This is a genomic window from Protofrankia coriariae (assembly GCF_001017755.1).
Lineage (GTDB): Bacteria > Actinomycetota > Actinomycetes > Frankiales > Frankiaceae > Protofrankia > Protofrankia coriariae.
In genome coordinates this window covers 13,263-31,337 of record NZ_JWIO01000037.1, presented here as the reverse complement: position 1 = coordinate 31,337, position 18,075 = coordinate 13,263, and the positions used below count along the sequence as shown (strand labels likewise).

At 69.9% G+C, this 18,075-nt stretch carries 11 protein-coding genes and 1 pseudogene; 2 read left to right on the top strand and 10 right to left on the bottom strand.

All coding sequences use genetic code 11. The features are described from left to right. Nucleotides 1–4: 4 nt before the first annotated feature. The 9 genes from FrCorBMG51_RS19045 to FrCorBMG51_RS19005 form a co-directional block, all read right to left on the bottom strand. On the bottom strand, nucleotides 5–2,185 hold the full coding sequence (locus FrCorBMG51_RS19045; protein ID WP_047224410.1) for an MMPL family transporter: 2,181 nt from the start codon (nucleotides 2,183–2,185) through the stop codon (nucleotides 5–7). Nucleotides 2,186–2,289: 104 nt separating this feature from the next. Continuing rightward, nucleotides 2,290–3,234, bottom strand: coding sequence for a pseudouridine-5'-phosphate glycosidase (locus FrCorBMG51_RS19040; protein WP_047224409.1), 945 nt, complete (start codon nucleotides 3,232–3,234; stop codon nucleotides 2,290–2,292). A 212-nt stretch (nucleotides 3,235–3,446) separates the two neighbouring features. Beyond that, nucleotides 3,447–6,041: an ATP-dependent chaperone ClpB gene (gene clpB, locus FrCorBMG51_RS19035; RefSeq protein ID WP_047224408.1), complete on the bottom strand. Its 2,595-nt coding sequence runs from the start codon at nucleotides 6,039–6,041 to the stop codon at nucleotides 3,447–3,449. Between the two features lie 254 nt (nucleotides 6,042–6,295). Then, on the bottom strand, nucleotides 6,296–6,574 hold the full coding sequence (locus FrCorBMG51_RS19030) for a hypothetical protein (protein WP_047224407.1): 279 nt from the start codon (nucleotides 6,572–6,574) through the stop codon (nucleotides 6,296–6,298). A gap of 24 nt (nucleotides 6,575–6,598) precedes the next feature. After that, nucleotides 6,599–7,138, bottom strand: a complete 540-nt coding sequence (locus tag FrCorBMG51_RS19025) for a heat shock protein transcriptional repressor HspR (protein WP_047224406.1) — start codon at nucleotides 7,136–7,138, stop codon at nucleotides 6,599–6,601. Continuing rightward, on the bottom strand, nucleotides 7,135–8,337 hold the full coding sequence (locus FrCorBMG51_RS19020) for a DnaJ C-terminal domain-containing protein (protein ID WP_047224405.1): 1,203 nt from the start codon (nucleotides 8,335–8,337) through the stop codon (nucleotides 7,135–7,137). Before FrCorBMG51_RS19020 ends, FrCorBMG51_RS19025 begins: the two co-directional genes overlap by 4 nt. 90 nt (nucleotides 8,338–8,427) lie before the next feature. Then, entirely contained in the window at nucleotides 8,428–9,141 is a 714-nt protein-coding gene (grpE, locus tag FrCorBMG51_RS19015) for a nucleotide exchange factor GrpE (protein ID WP_047224404.1), read from the bottom strand. Further along, entirely contained in the window at nucleotides 9,138–10,970 is a 1,833-nt protein-coding gene (gene dnaK / locus FrCorBMG51_RS19010) for a molecular chaperone DnaK (protein WP_047224403.1), read from the bottom strand. The genes grpE and dnaK overlap by 4 nt, the downstream gene beginning before the upstream one ends. 308 nt (nucleotides 10,971–11,278) lie before the next feature. Next, nucleotides 11,279–12,526, bottom strand: a complete 1,248-nt coding sequence (locus FrCorBMG51_RS19005; protein ID WP_476742208.1) for a nuclease-related domain-containing protein — start codon at nucleotides 12,524–12,526, stop codon at nucleotides 11,279–11,281. 560 nt (nucleotides 12,527–13,086) lie between these two features. Between FrCorBMG51_RS19005 and FrCorBMG51_RS19000 the strand changes: the two genes are divergently transcribed. After that, nucleotides 13,087–15,282 carry a heterodisulfide reductase-related iron-sulfur binding cluster gene (locus FrCorBMG51_RS19000; protein ID WP_047224402.1) on the top strand — a complete coding sequence of 732 codons (2,196 nt, stop codon included), beginning with the start codon at nucleotides 13,087–13,089 and terminating at the stop codon, nucleotides 15,280–15,282. 116 nt (nucleotides 15,283–15,398) lie between these two features. Here the strand turns inward: FrCorBMG51_RS19000 and FrCorBMG51_RS18995 are convergent, their stop codons facing one another. After that, nucleotides 15,399–17,141 carry a phosphatidylglycerol lysyltransferase domain-containing protein gene (locus tag FrCorBMG51_RS18995; RefSeq protein WP_047224427.1) on the bottom strand — a complete coding sequence of 581 codons (1,743 nt, stop codon included), beginning with the start codon at nucleotides 17,139–17,141 and terminating at the stop codon, nucleotides 15,399–15,401. Nucleotides 17,142–17,546: 405 nt separating this feature from the next. On the opposite strand from FrCorBMG51_RS18995, the pseudogene FrCorBMG51_RS34075 reads away from it, so the two are divergent. Next, nucleotides 17,547–18,014: pseudogene (locus tag FrCorBMG51_RS34075) on the top strand (HAD family hydrolase); the annotation flags it as partial. Nucleotides 18,015–18,075: the final 61 nt, after the last annotated feature.

Here is an 18,075-nt window from a genome sequence, read left to right as displayed (position 1 = left end):
AAAACTACTCGTCCGAGGGCTGTGTGAGCATTGTGTTCGTACGGCCGGCGGCTCCATAAAGAGTTCCAACGGCGGCCGCGTCGCTGTCCGCTTCTCGGATGGCGACGTCGGTCGCCGTCGTGGGCTGGTCCGGTGGCAGCTTCGCGAGCCGGCTGGGCCACCAGATTTTCGGGCCGATGTCGATGGCGAGCGCGGGGACGAGAACAGAACGCACCACCAGCGTGTCGAGCAGGACGCCGAAGGCCACCAGGAAGCCGACTTCCGCGAGCTGCACGAGCGGGAGAATGAACAGCGCCGAGAACGTGGCCGCGAGCACGACCCCGGCGGAGGTGATGACGCCGCCGGTGACGGCCAGGCCGTGGCGTACCCCCGGCCGCGTGCCGATTCTCCCGGCTTCTTCCCGGACCCTTGTCATGAGGAAGATGTTGTAGTCGATACCCAGCGCCACCAGGAAGATGAAGCCCAACAACGGCAGGGCGGGATCGGCTCCGGCGAAGTCGAACAGCCAGTCGTAGGCCAGCGCGCTCGCGCCGAGCGCGGCAAGGAAGGACAGCACCACCGTCGCGATCAGGAGCAGCGGGGTCACCACCGACCGCAGCAGCAGCCCGAGAATCACGACCACGATCGCCAGTACGGCCGGAATGACGACTTTCCGGTCGTGCACGGAGGCGGTGCGTACGTCCAGGTTCACCGCCGTGTTCCCGCCGACCAGCGCGTCCGCCGCCGGTATCGCGTGAACGGTGTCCCGAAGCTGTCTGATCGTGTCGAAGGACGCCTTCGTGTCCGGCGGCTGCGAAAGAATGACGAGGAACTGCACCAGCCCCGCGCCGCGGTCGCTTTCCACGACGGTCGCGACCGCGGGATTTTTCGCAATGGCCGCGTGTACCTCGTCCGCCCTGGTGGCGTTCGCGACAATGTATGTCGGTGCGGTGGTACCGGCCGGGAAGCTGCGTTGCACGATTTCCTGGCCGGTGACCGAGTCCATCGGTCTGGTGAATCCCTGGTCCTGACGCAGGCCGGTGTTCAGATGTGTGGTCGCGAGCGCGAGCCCGGCCAGCACCAGGACGGTGGCGATCCAGATCGTGCGCGGCCGGGCGGCAATCGTCGCACCGATCCGTGACCAGGTCCCGGACTCCTCCCGCGTCTGCGCGCCGTAGCTGGGGATGAACGGCCAGAACAGCCTCCGTCCGCACACGACCAGCGCCGCCGGCAGCAGCGTCATCATGGTCACCAGCGCCACGGCGATACCGATCGCGCTGACCGGGCCGAGGCCACGGTTGGAGTTCAGCTCGCCCAGTAGCAGGCAGAGCATGCTGATGATGACCGTGGCGGCTGAGGCGACGATCGCCGGTCCGGCCCGGTGGATCGCGACCCGCATCGCCGCGTGCGCATCGACGTGACGGGTCAGCTCCTCGCGGTAACGGGCGATGAGAAGCAGTGCGTAGTCGGTGCCGGCGCCGAAGACGAGTACCCGCAGAATGCCCGCGCTCTGCCCGTTGACGGTCAGCCCCGCGTGCTCGGCCGCGAGATAGACCAGAGCGGTGGCGGTCTGGTCGGCGATAGCGACCGTCAGTAGCGGGATCAGCCACAGGATGGGGCTCCGATAGACGAGCAGAAGAATGACCGCCACGACTCCCGCGGTGACGAACAGCAGCCTGGTCTCCACTCCGCTGAACACCTCGAAGGTGTCCGTCACCAGCCCGGCCGGCCCGGTCAGCGACGTCTGGAGCCCCGGCGGTGCCGCGTCCCGGGCGATCCGCCGGATTTCCTTGACCTTGTCGGTGAACACCACGACGTCGGCGCTCTGGGCGATACTGGCGGCGAGTAGCAGGGTATTTCCCCGTGGTGAGGAAATAGGCATGCTGACCGGGCGTTCGGAGAATTCACCGATCCGGCGGCCGACCTCCTCGACCACTTTCCGATCGGTAGGCGTCAGCTCAGGGTCACGAGAGAAGACGACAATCGCCGGTACGGAGTCCCCGCCCGGCAGGAGTTTCTGGGCCTCGAACAGCCTGGTGGACTCGGCGCGCGAGGGCAGAAAGGACGAGGCGTCGTTCCGCTGCGCGTCGGACAGCCTGAACGCGAGTGGGCTGGCGACAGCCGCGATGACGATCCAGCCAAGGAGAAGCGCCCATTTCAGACGCGGCCCCGCCGACCATGCCACGGCCTGCCAGATCCTGCCCACCGGACCCCCTCCGCGCTGTCCACGACAATCGATCGTCGCAGGTAGGAGGCCTGACACGAAAGCGGTACGGCTGCTCAGGGGCCGCCGGCGCCTTTATGTCTGGTCTATGTCTGGTCCGGGGATGTCTGGTCCGGGCCGGTCGGGTGGGCGGACCAGGCAACGGCGATGTCGGCGGCGACGGTGACGTTGTTACGGACCACGGCGATGTTGGTCTCCAGGCTGGCGCCGGCCGTCTCGCGGTGGAACGTCGCCAGCAGGAACGGGGTGACGGCCTTCCCCCGCAGCCCCCGGCGGGCCGCCTGCGTCAGCGCCTCGTCCAGGACCCGGTCGTGCAGCTCCTGGTCGAGCTGGTCCGCCTCCGGCACCGGGTTGGCGACGACCACGGCCGCGCGCAGGCCCAGCGCCCGCGCGTCCGCCATGACGGTCGCGACGTCGGCGGCGGCATCCACCCGCCAGTCCACGACAAACTCGGTCCGGGACAGGTAGAAGCCCGGAAAGGTACTCGTCCGCCAGCCGAGCAGCGGCACACCGAGGGTTTCCAGCCGTTCGAGGGTCGCGCCGACGTCCAGGATCGACTTCACCCCCGCGCAGACCACGGTTATCGGCGTGCCTGCGAGAGTGACGAGATCGGCGGACTCGTCGGCACTGTCGGCCCAGCCGCGGTGCACCCCACCGAGCCCGCCGGTGGCGAACACGCTGATACCGGCGCGGGCGGCGAGCAGGGACGTGGACGCGACCGTGGTCGCCCCGGTGCGGCCCAGCGCGGAGGCGACCGGCAGATCCCGTACCGACAGTTTCGCCACATTCGGGGTGTTCGCGATTCTGGTGAGTTCGATGGCATCCAGGCCGATGGTGGGCGCTCCGTCGATCATCGCTATGGTCGCCGGTGTCACACCACGGTCGCGGAGCAGGGTTTCCAGATCGGCCGCCACCTCCAGGTTGCGTGGGCGCGGCAGGCCGTGCGCGATCAGCGTCGACTCCAGGGCGACCACGGGCCGCCCCGCCTCCACCGCCGCCCGCACCTCGTCAGCGACCACCAGCTTCAGCACGACCGAGAGTGTATCGCCGATTTCGGATAGCTACCGCGCGGAAAGCGCTGGTGGTTTTCGGCCCTGTGACGGCCCCGTGACGGCCCCGTGAGGGGCCCTTGCCACCCCACGGCTTCCGCGTCTGTAGGTCGAAAACGTCGTCATGACGACGAAAACCACCTACGGGTCGGAGGCCTGTAGGTGGTTTTCGTCGGGGTGGTGACGGTTTTTGCCTACGCTTTCTGGACGGCCAGGCCGTGCTGGTTCGGGGTGACGTCCACGAGGACGTCGTCGCCGTCCCGGATGGTGCCGGCGAGCAGTTCCCGGGCGAGCGGGTCGCCGATCGCGGTCTGGACGAGCCGGCGCAGCGGCCGGGCGCCGAAGACCGGGTCGTAGCCGGCGTCGGCGAGCCAGGAGCGGGCGGCGTCGGTGACCGTCAGGGTGATCCGCCGGTCGGTCAGCCGGGCGCGCAGCAGGTCGAGCTGGAGATCGACGATGCGGGCCAGGTCGTCCTTGTCGAGCTGGTCGAAGATGAGGATGTCGTCGAGCCGGTTGAGGAACTCGGGCTTGAACGCCTCCTGTACCGCGATCATGACCGAGTCGCGCCGCACCTGCGGGGGCAGGGTCGGGTCCGCGATGAACTGGGAACCGAGGTTGGACGTCAGCACCACGATCGTGCTGCGGAAGTCCACGGTGCGCCCCTGCCCGTCGGTGAGGCGTCCGTCATCGAGGACCTGCAGGAGAATGTCGAAGACGTCGGGGTGTGCCTTCTCCACCTCGTCCAGCAGGATCACGCTGTAGGGGCGGCGCCGGATCGCCTCGGTGAGCTGCCCGCCGGACTCGAAGCCGACGTAACCGGGCGGGGCGCCGATGAGCCGGGCCACCGAGTGCTTCTCGGCGTACTCGCTCATGTCGATGCGAACCACCGCGCGTTCGTCGTCGAACAGGAAGTCCGCGAGCGCCTTGGCCAGCTCCGTCTTGCCCACGCCGGTCGGGCCGAGGAACAGGAACGAGCCGGTCGGCCGGTCGGGATCGGAGATGCCCGCGCGGGCCCGGCGCACCGCGTCGGAGACGGCCCGCACCGCGGCGTGCTGGCCGATGACGCGGGCGTGCAGCTCCTCCTCCATGCGCAGCAGCTTGGTGGTCTCCCCCTCCAGCAGCCGGCCGGCGGGAATACCCGTCCAGGACGCGACGACCTCGGCGACGTCGTCGGGGCCGACCTCCTCCTTGAGCATGGCGCTGCCGGGCTCGCCCGCGCCGGGCAGCGCGTCGGTGGCCGCGGCGAGCCGCTTCTCCAGCGTCGGGATCGTGCCGTAGCGCAGCTCACCGGCCTTGGCCAGGTCGAGATCGCGTTCGGCGAGGTCGAGGGCGCGCCGGGCGTTCTCCAGCTCCTCCTTGGCCTTCTGCACCTCGGCGATGGAGCTCTTCTCACGCTGCCAGCGGGCGGTCAGGCTGGACAGCTCCTCCCGCTTCTCGGCGAGCTCGCGCTGCAGCCGCTCACGGCGCTCCTTGGACGCGCTGTCGCTCTCCTTGGACAGCGCCATGTCCTCGATCTCGATGCGCCGGACGGCGCGCTCGAGCTCGTCGATCGCCACCGGCCGGCTGTCGATCTCCATCCGGAGCCGGGACGCGGCCTCGTCCACCAGGTCGATGGCCTTGTCGGGCAGGAACCGCCCGCTGACGTACCGGTCGGACAGGGTGGCGGCGGCGACGAGCGCGGCGTCGGTGATCCGGACACCGTGGTGCACCTCGTAGCGTTCCTTCAGCCCGCGCAGGATGCCGATGGTGTCCTCGGCCGACGGCTCGCCGACCAGCACCGGCTGGAAGCGGCGTTCGAGCGCCGGGTCCTTCTCGATGCGGGTGCGGTACTCGTTCAGGGTGGTGGCGCCGATCATGCGCAGCTCGCCGCGGGCGAGCATGGGCTTGAGCATGTTGCCGGCGTCCATGGCGCCTTCGGCGGCGCCCGCGCCGACGACCGTGTGCAGCTCGTCGATGAAGGTGATCAGCCGGCCCTCGGCGGAGCGGATCTCGTTGAGGACGGCTCGCAGCCGCTCCTCGAACTCGCCCCGCAGCTTCGACCCGGCCACCATCGAACCGAGGTCGAGCGAGACGATGCGCCGGCCGCGCAGGGACTCCGGCACGTCACCGGCGACGACCCGCAGCGCGAGCCCCTCGACGATCGCGGTCTTGCCGACGCCGGGTTCGCCGATGAGGACCGGGTTGTTCTTCGTCCGCCGGGACAGGACCTGCACGACACGGCGGATCTCGGCGTCGCGTCCGATGACCGGGTCGAGCTTGCCGGCGCGGGCCTGCTCGGTGAGGTCCACGGAGTACTTGTCCAGCGCGCGGTAGGAGCCCTCGGGATCGCGGCTGGTCACCCGGTGAACGCCGCCGCGCACGGTGTCGAACGCGCCGCGCAGGGCCTCCGAGCTCGCCCCGAACTCGGTGAGCACCCGGGACGCCTCGCCGCCCTCCTCCGCGAGCGCGACCAGCAGGTGCTCGACCGAGGTGTACTCGTCGCCGAGCCGGTTCGCCTGCCGTTCGGCGTTGTCCAGGACGGTGATGAGCTGCCGGGACAGCTGCGGCGGGGCAACGGACGCGCCGGTCGCGTGCGGCAGCCGGCTGACCGCCGCCTCGGCGCGGGCGCGCACCTGGGCGACAGGCGCGTCGACGGCCTCGAGCAGGTCCACCGCGACCCCGCCGGTCTGGCTCAGGACGGCGACCAGCAGGTGCAGGGGGTCGACGAGCGGTGAGCCGTCACCGGTGGCGCGGCTGACGGCGGAGGACAGGGCTTCCTGCGAGCGAGCGGTGAGGCGGTCAGCGTTCATCGGAATCCTAAGATGATCGTTTTGGTCGTACCATCTTCATAACGCTCAGGATAGTTGAGTCATTCCCGCTTAAGTTTGCGTGATGCGAAGCTTCGCGACGCGGCGTTCCCAGGCGTTGCTGCCTCCTGGAGCCCGCTGGTGACAGGGCCGTCGAGCGCGGGGCGTGGCAACCGGCTGCCCCACGCTCGACGGCCCTGGCCCTGGCCCTGGCTCGGGCCCACGCCGTCCGCGTCGTTTGCTCCGGCCGCTCCCGCTCACCACTCGGCGGCCTCGCCGCGGATCGTCGACGGCGCGCCGTTCGGTGAAACCGATAGCCGACGAAGAACCGGTGCTCGACGAAGGAGGACGAAGGAATCAGTACCCGACGAGCCGGCGCTCATGGCTGCCGACCTGGTCCAGGGCGTGTCTGACGGATGTTCGATCGCGTGGGCGGCGCCCAGATGGCCACCTCCCGCGTTGTCGTCGTCGCCCATAGCCTCCGCTATGAGCTCCTCCTCCGCCTCGGAGGAGGCCATCTGGATCGCCGCCCGCATCGAGCAAGATCCACAGGAAGCACCCTAGCGGCGGGAGCCGGGCCGCCAGACCACTATTGCGCTGCGGTCGACGGGCACCAGGTCGCGCCGGTGGCTGCGATGCGCCTCGGCGACCCGGCGCTCGGCTTCGGCGCGGACCGCCGCCAACTCCTCGGTCAGCTGCCGGACCTGCGCCTGCAACATCATTACCTGGCCGCCCAGCTCCAGGATCCGTCGGATGCCCTGGAGGTTGACGCCCTCCTCCTGGGACAGCCGCTGCACCTCGCGCAGCAGCGCGACGTCCCGCACGGAGTACCGTCGCCCGCGTCCGGACGTGCGGCCGGGAGTGACCAGGCCGAGACGGTCGTAGGCTCGCAGCGTCTGGGGGTGCATGCCGGCGAGCTGCGCGGCAATGGAGATCACGTATACGGGTGTGTCGTCGTCGTGGGCGGGGCTCGGGCGGGGCGCCGACGGCGTCCCGGGCGAGCCGGCCGGGACGCCCGAGGCCCTCGGTGGCCCCGGGGACGGCGGCGCCGCCGGTGCCGACGCCGGCGGGTCGGCGGTACGGCTCGGTCGTGACTTCATGACCGGCCCTCCATCTGTTCCATCAGTGTTGTGCGGGGATCCTCGGGATGGGCGTGGGCGAACTCCTGCAGCGCCGTCCGCGCCTTCGCGGAGAGATCCGTCGGTTTCGGCACCGTGACGTCGACGGTCACGATGAGATCGCCGTGACCGCCGCCGCTACGCGGCACTCCACGACTACGTACCCGCAGACGACGTCCACTCGACGTGCCGGGCGGGATCTTCACCGTCAGCGGGGCACCGTCGATCGTCGGAACCTTCACCGAGGCGCCCAGGGCGGCCTCCACGAAGGTCACCGGCAGGACGATCGTCAGGTTCTGCCCCTCGCGGTCGAACACCGGATGGGCCAGTACGTGGACGGTGACCTCCAGATCGCCTGCCTGGCCACCGCGTTCACCCGGCGATCCGCGTCCGCGTACCCGCAGCCGCTGGCCGTCGGCGACCCCCGGTGGGATGCGGATCCGCTGTTCGCGTTCGCGCCGGCCGCTGCCCCGGCAGTCCGGGCAGGGCGAATCGATCACCGTTCCCTTGCCGAGGCAGTCCCGACAGGGCTCGGAGAGCGCAAAGCCTCCCTGCGACCGCGACACCACACCCAGCCCCCGGCAGGTCGTGCACGTCCGCGGTGTGGTGCCCGGCCGGGCACCGTTGCCCCCGCAGGTCAGGCAGGTCGCGGCGCCGGGCAGGCGGACCGTCGCCTCCAGACCGGAGAGGGCCTTCTCGAACGAGATCGTGACCTCGGCCGTGATGTCGGCGCCACGGCGTGGCCCACGGCCGCCCGGTGACCGCTGGAACAGGTTGTCGAACAGCCCGCCCAGCCCGCCCGGGGCCGTGCCGGCGCCCGCCCCGCCCAGCAGGTCGTCGAGGTTGAACGCGGTGGATCCGCCATGGTAACCGGGCCCACCGGGCCCGAACCCGCCCGGCTGGAAGCCGTAACCGCCGGCCTGGCCGCCGGGGACACCACCCGCGGCGAACAGCGCCCGGGCCTCGTCGTACTCCCGCCGCCGGGACTCGTCCGAGAGCACGTCGTACGCCTCGGAGACCTCCTTGAACCGGGCCTCCGCCTTGGGGTCGCCGGGGTTCTTGTCCGGGTGCAGCTCAAGCGCGAGGCGGCGGTACGCCTTCTTGATGTCGGCTGCCGAAGCGTCCTTGGGCACGCCGAGAGCGGCGTAGTAGTCCTTTTCGACCATGTCGCGAACACTCACGGCGCCCCTCCTTCCGTCATCATGTCGTCTACCGACGCCCGATGTGGATGCTGTTCAGCAAGAACCGCGATGGCATTGACTACTCGGCGGCTACTCGGCGGCTTCTGCCGAGCCGCCGCCGGCTTCCGGCGCGGCCCCGGCGGCCGTGCCGCCGTCGGCGCCCTGACCGGCGTCGGGGTCTTCCGCCGCCGGTTCGGCGACCGCGACCTGCGCCGGCCGCAGCACGCGGCCAGCGTGCCGGTAGCCGGCCCGGAAGATGTCCACGCAGGTCGGCCTGGTCACCTCGGCCGAGTAGGTGTGCATGAGCGCATCGTGGACGAGCGGGTCGAACTCGTCCCCGCGGGCGCCGAACCGCTCGAGCCCGGCGGTCTCAAGGGTGGCTTCCAGCGACTCCGCCACCGCCTTGAACGGGCCCTCCAGATCGCCGTGGTCGCGGGCGCGGCCGATGTCGTCGAGGGTCGGCAGCAGCGCCAGGAGCAGCCTGCCGGCTGCCTGCTCGGCCAGGGCCTGCCGGTCACGCTCGACACGACGCCGGTAGTTGTCGAATTCGGCCTTGAGGCGTTGCAGGTCACTGGTGCGCTCAGTGACCTGCTGGCGTAGCGACGCCACCTGGTCGGCCTCTCCGGCCGGCGGCACCCCGGCCGGAGACGTGACGGTGTCCCCGGCCGGGGAGGCGGTCTGCGTTCGCGCGGCCTCCACCCGGACCTGCCCGCTCTGTGGGTCTATGCGGCGCTTGTCCCGGACGATCACTGGCTCGTCCGGCGCGGGGGCGCTCTGCGTCCAGTCGTTGGGGGCCGAGGTCACTTCTTGTCCTCCTCGTCCACTATCTCGGCGTCCACCACGTCGTCGTCCGCGCTCGCGCCGGCGGCGCCGCCGGGGTTGCCGGCCGAGCCCTGCGCGTCCGCGTAGAGCGACTGGCCCATGACGGAGCTGGCCTTGGCGAGTTCGGTCGTGGCGTCACGGATGGCCGCGATGTCGGTGCCGCCGACCGCCGCCCGCAGCGCGGACAGCTTCTCCTCCACGTCGGCCTTGACCGCGGCGTCGATCTTGTCGCCGTTTTCGGCCAGGAACCGCTCGGTGGAGTACACCAGGGTCTCGCCCTGGTTGCGGGTCTCGGCCTCCTCGCGGCGCTTGCGGTCCTCCTCGGCGTACTGCTCGGCGTCGCGGACCATCTTGTCGATGTCGTCCTTGGGCAGCGCCGAACCGCCCGTGATGGTCATCGACTGTTCCTTGCCGGTGCCGAGATCCTTGGCCGAGACGTGGACGATGCCGTTGGCGTCGATGTCGAAGGTGACCTCGATCTGCGGGACGCCGCGGGGCGCCGGCGGCAGGCCGGTGAGCTCGAACATACCGAGCTTCTTGTTGTAGGCGGCCATCTCGCGCTCGCCCTGGAAGACCTGGATCTGCACGGAGGGCTGGCTGTCCTCGGCGGTGGTGAAGATTTCCGAGCGCTTGGTCGGGATGGTGGTGTTGCGCTCGATGAGCTTGGTCATGATCCCGCCCTTGGTCTCGATGCCCAGGGACAGCGGGGTGACGTCGAGCAGCAGGACGTCCTTGACCTCACCCTTGAGGACGCCGGCCTGCAGGGAGGCGCCGACGGCGACGACCTCGTCGGGGTTGACGCCCTTGTTCGGCTCCTTGCCGCCGGTGAGCTCGCGGACCAGGTCGACCACGGCCGGCATCCGGGTGGAGCCGCCGACGAGCACGACGTGGTCGATGTCGCTGACCTTGACCCCGGCGTCCTTGACGGCCTGCTGGAAGGGGTGCTTGCAGCGGTCGATGAGGTCCTGGGTCATCCGCTGGAGCTCGGAGCGGGTCAGGGTGATGTCGAGGTGCAGCGGACCCTCGGCCGAGGCGGTGATGTAGGGCAGGTTGATGCTGGTCTGGGTGGACTGCGACAGTTCGATCTTGGCTTTCTCGGCGGCCTCGCGCAGCCGCTGCAGAGCCATCTTGTCCTTGCCCAGGTCGACGCCGTGCTGACCGTTGAAGGTCTTGATCAGATGGTCGGTGATGCGCTGGTCCCAGTCGTCACCGCCGAGGTGGGTGTCCCCGGAGGTCGACTTGACCTCGACAACGCCGTCGCCGATCTCCAGCAGGGACACGTCGAAGGTGCCACCACCGAGGTCGAAGACCAGGATCGTCTGCTCCTTCTCGCCCTTGTCCAGCCCGTAGGCGAGGGCAGCGGCGGTGGGCTCGTTGACGATCCGCAGGACGTTCAGCCCGGCGATGGTGCCAGCTTCGGTGGTGGCCTGGCGCTGCGCGTCGTCGAAGTAGGCGGGCACGGTGATGACCGCGTCGGTCACGGTGTCGCCGAGGTAGGACTCGGCGTCCCGCTTGAGCTTCTGCAGGATGAACGCGCTGATCTGCTGGGGGGTGAAGTCCTTGCTGTCGATCTTTATCTTCCAGTCGGTGCCCATGTGGCGCTTGACCGACCGGATGGTCCGCTCGACGTTGGTGACCGCCTGCCGCTTCGCGACCTCGCCGACCAGAACCTCGCCGTTCTTGGCGAAGGCGACGACGGATGGAGTCGTTCGCGAGCCCTCGGCATTGGCGATCACCGTGGGTTCGCCGCCCTCGAGCACGCTCACGACGGAGTTCGTGGTGCCGAGGTCGATGCCGACCGCTCGTGCCATGTCTGTGCGCCTTTCGAATCAGGATGGATCCGGCTCCACCGGCTCCGTCGGGATGCCGCGTGGGCCGCTCATGTGGTAGTTGAGCCGTGCTGGCTCAGGATCCAACAATAACTCTCCTGCCGTCAAACCTGAGCCTATTCTGCTCATGTTTTTTGCGATGGCCTTTGCGATAGTCGGACGGCGCTGGTGCGCCGCGTCATCACGGGCACGGTTCGGGCGCGACTGGATGCGGGGGCGCACGACCTGCGCGACCGGCACGACCGGCGCACGACTGAGGCCGGCGGGATGTCCGCCGGCCTCAGGTTGCTTCAGGATTTTTGTGCATACTTTCGGCCATTATGTCCTGTTTGACCGTGATTCTGCTGGTCTGCGCCCTGTTCAGGCGCTGGACGGTCCGGTGGGGCCGTATGGCGGTCGGCCCGGTCCGTCGGCAGAGCCGTCGACGTCCAGGTCCGCGCTGGTGCCGCCGTCGTTCGCGACGTCGTCCGCCGGGCGGCTCGCGGCCGGCCGCAGCGGGCGGACCGCGGCCAGTATGCGCCCCCGCCGCCGTCCCGTCGACGGGTCGTCCGCGGCACCGGGCGCGGGCCTGNCCGAGCCGGTGAGTTCGTTGATGAGGTCGTCGCTGTGACCGTCACCGCTGTCACCGTCACCGCTGTCACCGTTGTCGCCGGTACGCGCTCCCGGGATGCCGGACCGCCCGCCNGCCCGCCCGGCTCGGCGAGCCGGGCGAGATCGTTCTCGATCCGGGTGAGCCGGTCGAGCATGTCGGTCGCGTCCCCGCCGCGTTCCAGGATGGTGCGCAGCGCGTCCATCAGGGTCAGCCACTGGTCGCGGTCCAGGGTGACGTGATCGGCGAGCTGGTTGGCCGTGGCGGGCGGGAACAGCCGCTGGGCGACGGCGACCACCTTCGTCACCTCGGCCGGGTTGAGCCGGTCCGGCCGTCCGCGGACATAGGAGACGAGGTCCTTCAGGCTGATCAGGGTCACCCCGTCGATCGCCCCGTCGCTCCACAGGACACCCGCCTCAACCATGATCAGAATTGGCCGGACCGGCACTTTGAGCATCGGCAGGGCGTCGCGGGTCTGGTTGCGGACCTCTTCCCCGAGCCACCTGGTCAGGTCGAGCGGCTTCTTCAGGGACTGCCCGTCGACCTTCGCGCCGTCCTTGGAGTAACGGACCGTCCCGGGGGAGGCGTCGCTTTTCATCACCATGACGCCGCCCGGCCCGACCAGCAGGTGCCCGATGCTCGCCTCGGAGTGAGCCACCCGACGGTCGTGCATCACCACGTAGCCGTACCGACGCAGCCTGTTGACGATACGTGCCGTCTTGCGCTCGGATTCGGCGCCTTCGCGCAGCGCCTCGATCTCGGGAACCGGATCGAACGAACGACCGATCACGACCAGTGGCCAGCCGAGCTGGACCACCAGGTACGCCGTCACCGCGACGGACGCGGGCAGCCGCAGGCCCGAGGCGACCAGCACGGCGAACACCACCGCGATGGGGAAGGCCCGTAGCGCGGCCCGGGGCACGGTGTAGGCAAGCCGCTCCCGACGCATCTGCGCCTGCTGCTCCCGGGCTCGCCGGTAGGCCACCTCCAGGGAGTGGCCGGGACGGTCGCGGGTGTGGTCGCGCAGCGGGCCGCTGCTCCTGATCGGGCTCTTGGTCGTGCTCGCCATCATGTCCACCGTGGATCGTGAGGTCGTGGTCCGGAACCTGAATCATCAGCGGTCGTCGCCGTGCCGGCGCGGCAGAGCGCAGACATGTTACGGGCTGCACTGATGGTGCAACCGGAGCACGTCCCCGGACAAGAGAATCCCGAAACCGGTCCAAATTTTCCGGGGCCGGTGAGACGTTGATCCCAACTTTATCTTAGACGATCATGTCTGGCTCGATCCTGGTCGGCGGTGCCGGTCGGCGCTGTCCGGGCCCTCGCGCCGGCCGTGTCCGACCGGCGATCGGCTGCGCCTAGCCGGTGCGAAGAGGAAGGTGAAGGCGCAAAGGGGTGAAATGGCCCGTCGCGGATCCCGGCGGTGCCGGCGGCGGTGGGCTGGTTCGGCGTGCAAGTTACCAATGGGTAGCGATACGCTCCCACCGTCGGTAGAAGACTGGAGGACGTGTGAGACTCGCTATCGGCGGCGTGATCGTCGTTGTCGCCCTCGCGGTGGCCGGACGCCGGTTCTACTGGCTGTTCAGACTGATCCGCCAGGGACAGCCTGCTGCTGGCCGGCTCGACGGGGCAGGCCAACGGCTGTGGAGTGAGATCAGCGAGGTCGGCGCCCAGCGGAAGCTGCTGACCTGGACGGCCCCCGGGCTCGCGCACGCCTTCACCTTCTGGGGATTCACGATCCTCATGCTGACCGTCATCGAGGCGTTCGGCGCGCTGTTCGACCACGACTTCCACATCCCGCTGTTCGGGCACTGGGCCGCCATCGGTTTCATCGAGGACTTTTTCACGGTCGCGGTCCTCGCGGGGCTGCTGGCCTTCACGATCATCCGGCTGCGCAACGCGCCCGCCCGGCTCGAGCGCAGGTCGCGGTTCTACGGGTCGCACACCGGCCCGGCCTGGGTCATCCTCGGGATGATCACTGCGGTGATGGTCACGCTCCTGATCCTGCGCGGCGCCCAGTTCAACGCCGGCACACACCCGCAGGGCGACACGAGGTGGGCGTTCGCCTCCTACCTGGTCAGCCGGCCGCTCGATGTCTTCTCCACCGGGGCCAACGAGCACATCGAGACGGTCTTCCTGCTGCTCAACATCGCCATCATCATGGGCTTCCTGGTGCTGGTCGCCTACTCCAAGCACCTGCACATCTTCCTGGCGCCGATCAACGTCATCCTCAAGCGTGAGCCCAAGGCGCTGGGTCCGCTGGGCAGCACCCCGGACATCGAGAGCCTGATGGAGGCCGACGAGCCGATCATCGGTGCCGGCAAGGTCGAGGACTTCTCCTGGAAGGCGATGCTCGACTTCTCCACCTGCACCGAGTGCGGACGCTGCCAGAGCCAGTGCCCGGCCTGGAACACCGGCAAGCCGCTGTCGCCGAAGCTTCTGATCATGGATCTTCGCGACCACCTGTTCGCCAAGGCGCCGTACCTGCTCGCCGCCAACGGGGCCGCTGACGGGGAGGACGCGGCGAAGGCGGTCACCGGTGCCGCCGAGGACGCGTCGGGCGGGCACGCCGTCCACCACGTCCCCGAGTCCGGGTTCGGGCGGGTTCCCGAGCCCGGCCAGGCGCAGGCCGACCGTCCGCTGGTCGGGACCGAGGACGAGGGCGGGGTCATCGACCCCGACGTGCTGTGGTCGTGCACCAACTGCGGCGCGTGCGTGGAGCAGTGCCCGGTCGACATCGAGCACGTCGACCACATCGTCGACATGCGCCGTTACCAGGTGATGATCGAATCGTCGTTCCCCAGCGAGGCCGGGGTGATGCTGCGCAACCTGGAGAACAACGGCAACCCGTGGGGCGTCTCGCCCCGGATCCGCACCGAGTGGGCCGAGGACCTGCCGTTCGAGGTCCGCGTGCTCGACGAGGGCGAGCCCATCCCGGACGACGTGGAGTACCTGTACTGGGTCGGTTGCGCCGGCGCCATCGAGGACCGGGCCAAGAAGGTCTCCCGGGCCTTCGCCGAGCTGCTGCACACCGCGGGTGTCTCCTTCGCCATCCTCGGTACCGGCGAGAGCTGCACCGGTGACCCCGCCCGCCGGCTCGGCAACGAGTACCTCTTCCAGGAACTGGCCAAGGCCAACATCGAGGTCCTCAACGCGGCGGGCGCGAAGAAGATCGTCGCCACTTGCCCGCACTGCTTCAACAGCCTGGCCAACGAGTACCCGGCGCTCGGCGGCGCGTACGAGGTCATCCACCACACCCAGTTGCTCGGCCGGCTCGTGGACGAGGGCAAACTCGTCCCCGTCCAGCCGGTGGACTCCTCGGTCACCTACCACGACCCCTGCTTCCTCGGCCGGCACAACGAGGTCTACACCCCGCCCCGGGAGATCCTCGGCAGCATCCCCGGTATCCGCAGCCAGGAGATGCACCGCTGCAAGGAGCGCGGCTTCTGCTGCGGCGCCGGCGGCGCCCGGATGTGGATGGAGGAGAAGATCGGCAAGCGGGTCAACGTCGAGCGGGTGGACGAGGCGCTCGCTCTCGACCCGGACATCGTCTCCACCGCCTGCCCGTTCTGCATCGTCATGCTCACCGACGCCGTCACCGAGAAGAAGCAGTCCGGCGGGGCGAAGGAGAGTGTCGAGGTGCTCGACGTCTCCCAGCTGCTGGCCCGCTCGCTGGCCGCACCGGCCGGCGTCGACGCCTCCTGACAGGGTTCTGTAGGGGCCCTGCCAGGGCCCTGTAGGTAGGAACCGCTGTAGCGACGACGGTTTCCACCTACGGCCTTCGCGCCTGTAGGTGGAAACCGTCGTGGGAGTGGCGGTTTCTACCTACGAGAGCAGGCGCTGGCTGGGCGGACGAGCCGCCGTAGCCGGTGCGCGGTGGGCCGTGCCCCCAGCCGGGGCCAGTTCAGGAAGGCTTCGGCCTCCAGCATGGCCAGCGCGATGCGCGGCAGGTTCCGGTTCGCCGGGAAACAGATGTAGCGGGGCGACCAGGCCGGCCGGAACTTCGCGTTGAACCGGTAGAGGCTGTCGATCTGGAACCAGCGGGAGAGGAAGACCAGCAGGCTCCGGAAACAACGGGTGACCGGGCCCGCGCCAAGCCGCTGCCCGCGTTCCAGCGCGGCCCGGAAGAAGGCGAAGTTCAGCGACAGACGCTCCACCCCGAGCCCGGCCGCGGCCCGTACCGCCGAGACGATCAGGAAGTCGTTCAGCCCGTTGTCGGCGGTACGGTCACGCACCATCAGGTCCAGCGACAGGCCCTGGCGCCCCCACGGGACGAAGTGCAGCAGCGCGCGCAGCCGCGGCTCGCAGCCCCCTTCACCGCCCGCCGAGTCGTCCCCGCCACGGTCGAAGGCCATCAGGACGACGCAGTCGCCGTCGGCGGGCGCGCCGATCCGGCCGAGCGCCATGGAGAAGCCGCGTTCGGTCTCGGTGCCGCGCCATGCCTCGGCCTGCGCCCGCAACCGGGCCCGTTCCTCGGCGGGCAGGTCGCGCATCCGCAGCGCCCGACAGGTGTAGCCGGCCCGTTCGACCCGGCCGACGGCCTGCCGGACGTTGCGCATGTCACGGCCGTCGAGGGTGAAGGCCGCCACGTCGATGACGGCTTCGTCGCCGAACTCCAGCACGGACAGGCCGGCGCGCTCCCACGCCTTGCCGCCCGTCTCGGAACATCCGATCACCGCTGGTATCCAGGCGTGTTCGGCGGCGATCCGCAGGAACTCCCGGATCGCGCCCGGCCACGCCTCGTTGTCGCCGAGCGGGTCGCCGCTGGCGAGCATCACCCCGGACACCACCCGGTAGGGGACACAGGCCTTGCGCGTCGCCGACCAGACGACGGTCTTGTCGGCGCGCAGGGCGAAGTAGCCCAGCGAGTCGGCGTCACCGTGGCAGGCCAGCAGCGCGCGCATGCCGGCGATGTCGTCGTCGGACAGCTTCGGCCGCGGCCGTGGTGGCCGCAGCACGAGGTACACGACAGCGCTGATCGTGAGCAGGCCCATGGACAGCAGCGTCCGGGTGACAAGGTCCGAGAGCCGCTCGGAGGAGAAACGCAGCGGCCCGTGGATGCCGACCAGGCCGTCCACGACGTGCGCGAACTGGACGGACAACGGGTGCGGCCCGAGCAGCCGCCCACCGCCCACCTGCAGCAGCAGCATGCCGATCGTGACCGAGGCGGCGGCAAGGGTCGTCCCGACCCGCAGTGCCCGCCAGCGGGTGCTCGGATCCCCCTTGGCCTGGAACTGCCCGCGGGCCAGCAGCAGGCCGCCGACGAGTACGGCGGAGGCGGCCGCCTCCTCGTAGTCGAGGCCCTTGATCACGTGCAGGACGACGCTCGCCATGAGCAGCGTCACCACCCCGTGCCAGGCGCGGCGCTTGCGCCGGCGCAGACCGCGCGCCAAGAGCAGCAGCAGGAGCCCGACCACAACCGTGAACGCCGCGGCCTGCCGGGAGATCGATCCGGGCAGGATCTGCCGGATCAGGTCGAGGCGGCTGCGCCAGCCGGGCGTCACCGCGGAGACGATGTCGATGAGCCCCGCGACGAACACCAGGGCGGCGGCCACGGGCGGCACCCATGGGCGGTTCCACGCCGGTAGCGCGGACCGGGCGGCCCGCGTCGGCGACACCGGGTGCGTGGACGTCTCAGATGCCGACGTCTCAGATGCCGACGCCGCGGGTGTCGGTGTTCTGGGTGCCGACGTTCGGGGGAGAGCGGTCCCAGGGGCTGGCGTCCCGGAGATCGTGCCGATGCCGTCGCCGTGCCCGTTGGCCCTGGCCCGGCTGGTCTTCGAGGGACGGCTTCCACGGCTGACCGTTGTCACGGACGCTGGCTCTCCTTTTCTTCCCTTTGCTCAGCCCGTTTTCCGGCCCGACGGGGTGCCGGCCGTGCGTGGGACGTTACCCCGGCCGGTCCGCGGTCAGGCAGGGGCGTTGCGGGTAATAGGACGGTCACAGGTGCCCTCGGGAGGAGGGGATGGATGCTCGGACTACCCGAACAGATCAAGGCGTGTCTGTTCGACCTGGACGGTGTGCTGACCCCGACGGCCGCCGTCCACGCCGCGGCCTGGAAGGAGATGTTCGACGCCTTCCTCGAACAGCGGGCCCGGTACGAGAGTGTCCCGTTCGTCCCGTTCAGCGTCCATGACGACTACCCCGCCTACGTGGACGGCAGGCCGCGGGCGGACGGTATCCGGTCGTTCCTCGCCTCCCGGCGCATCGGGCTGCCCGCGGGCAGCCCGGCGGATCCGCCGACGGCGCAGACCGTGCACGGGCTGGGGAAGCGCAAGAACGAGATCGTGACGGCCAGGCTCCGCCAGGGCGGGATCGCCGCGTACCCGGGATCCGTGCGGTATCTGCGCGCGCTGGCGGACGCCGGGGTCGGACGCGCGGTCGTCTCGTCGAGCGCGAACTGCGCGCAGGTCCTCACCGCAGCCGGCATCGACGGGCTGCTGCCCGTCCGGATCGACGCCGCGGTCGCGGCGCGTGAGCGGCTGGCGGGCAAGCCGG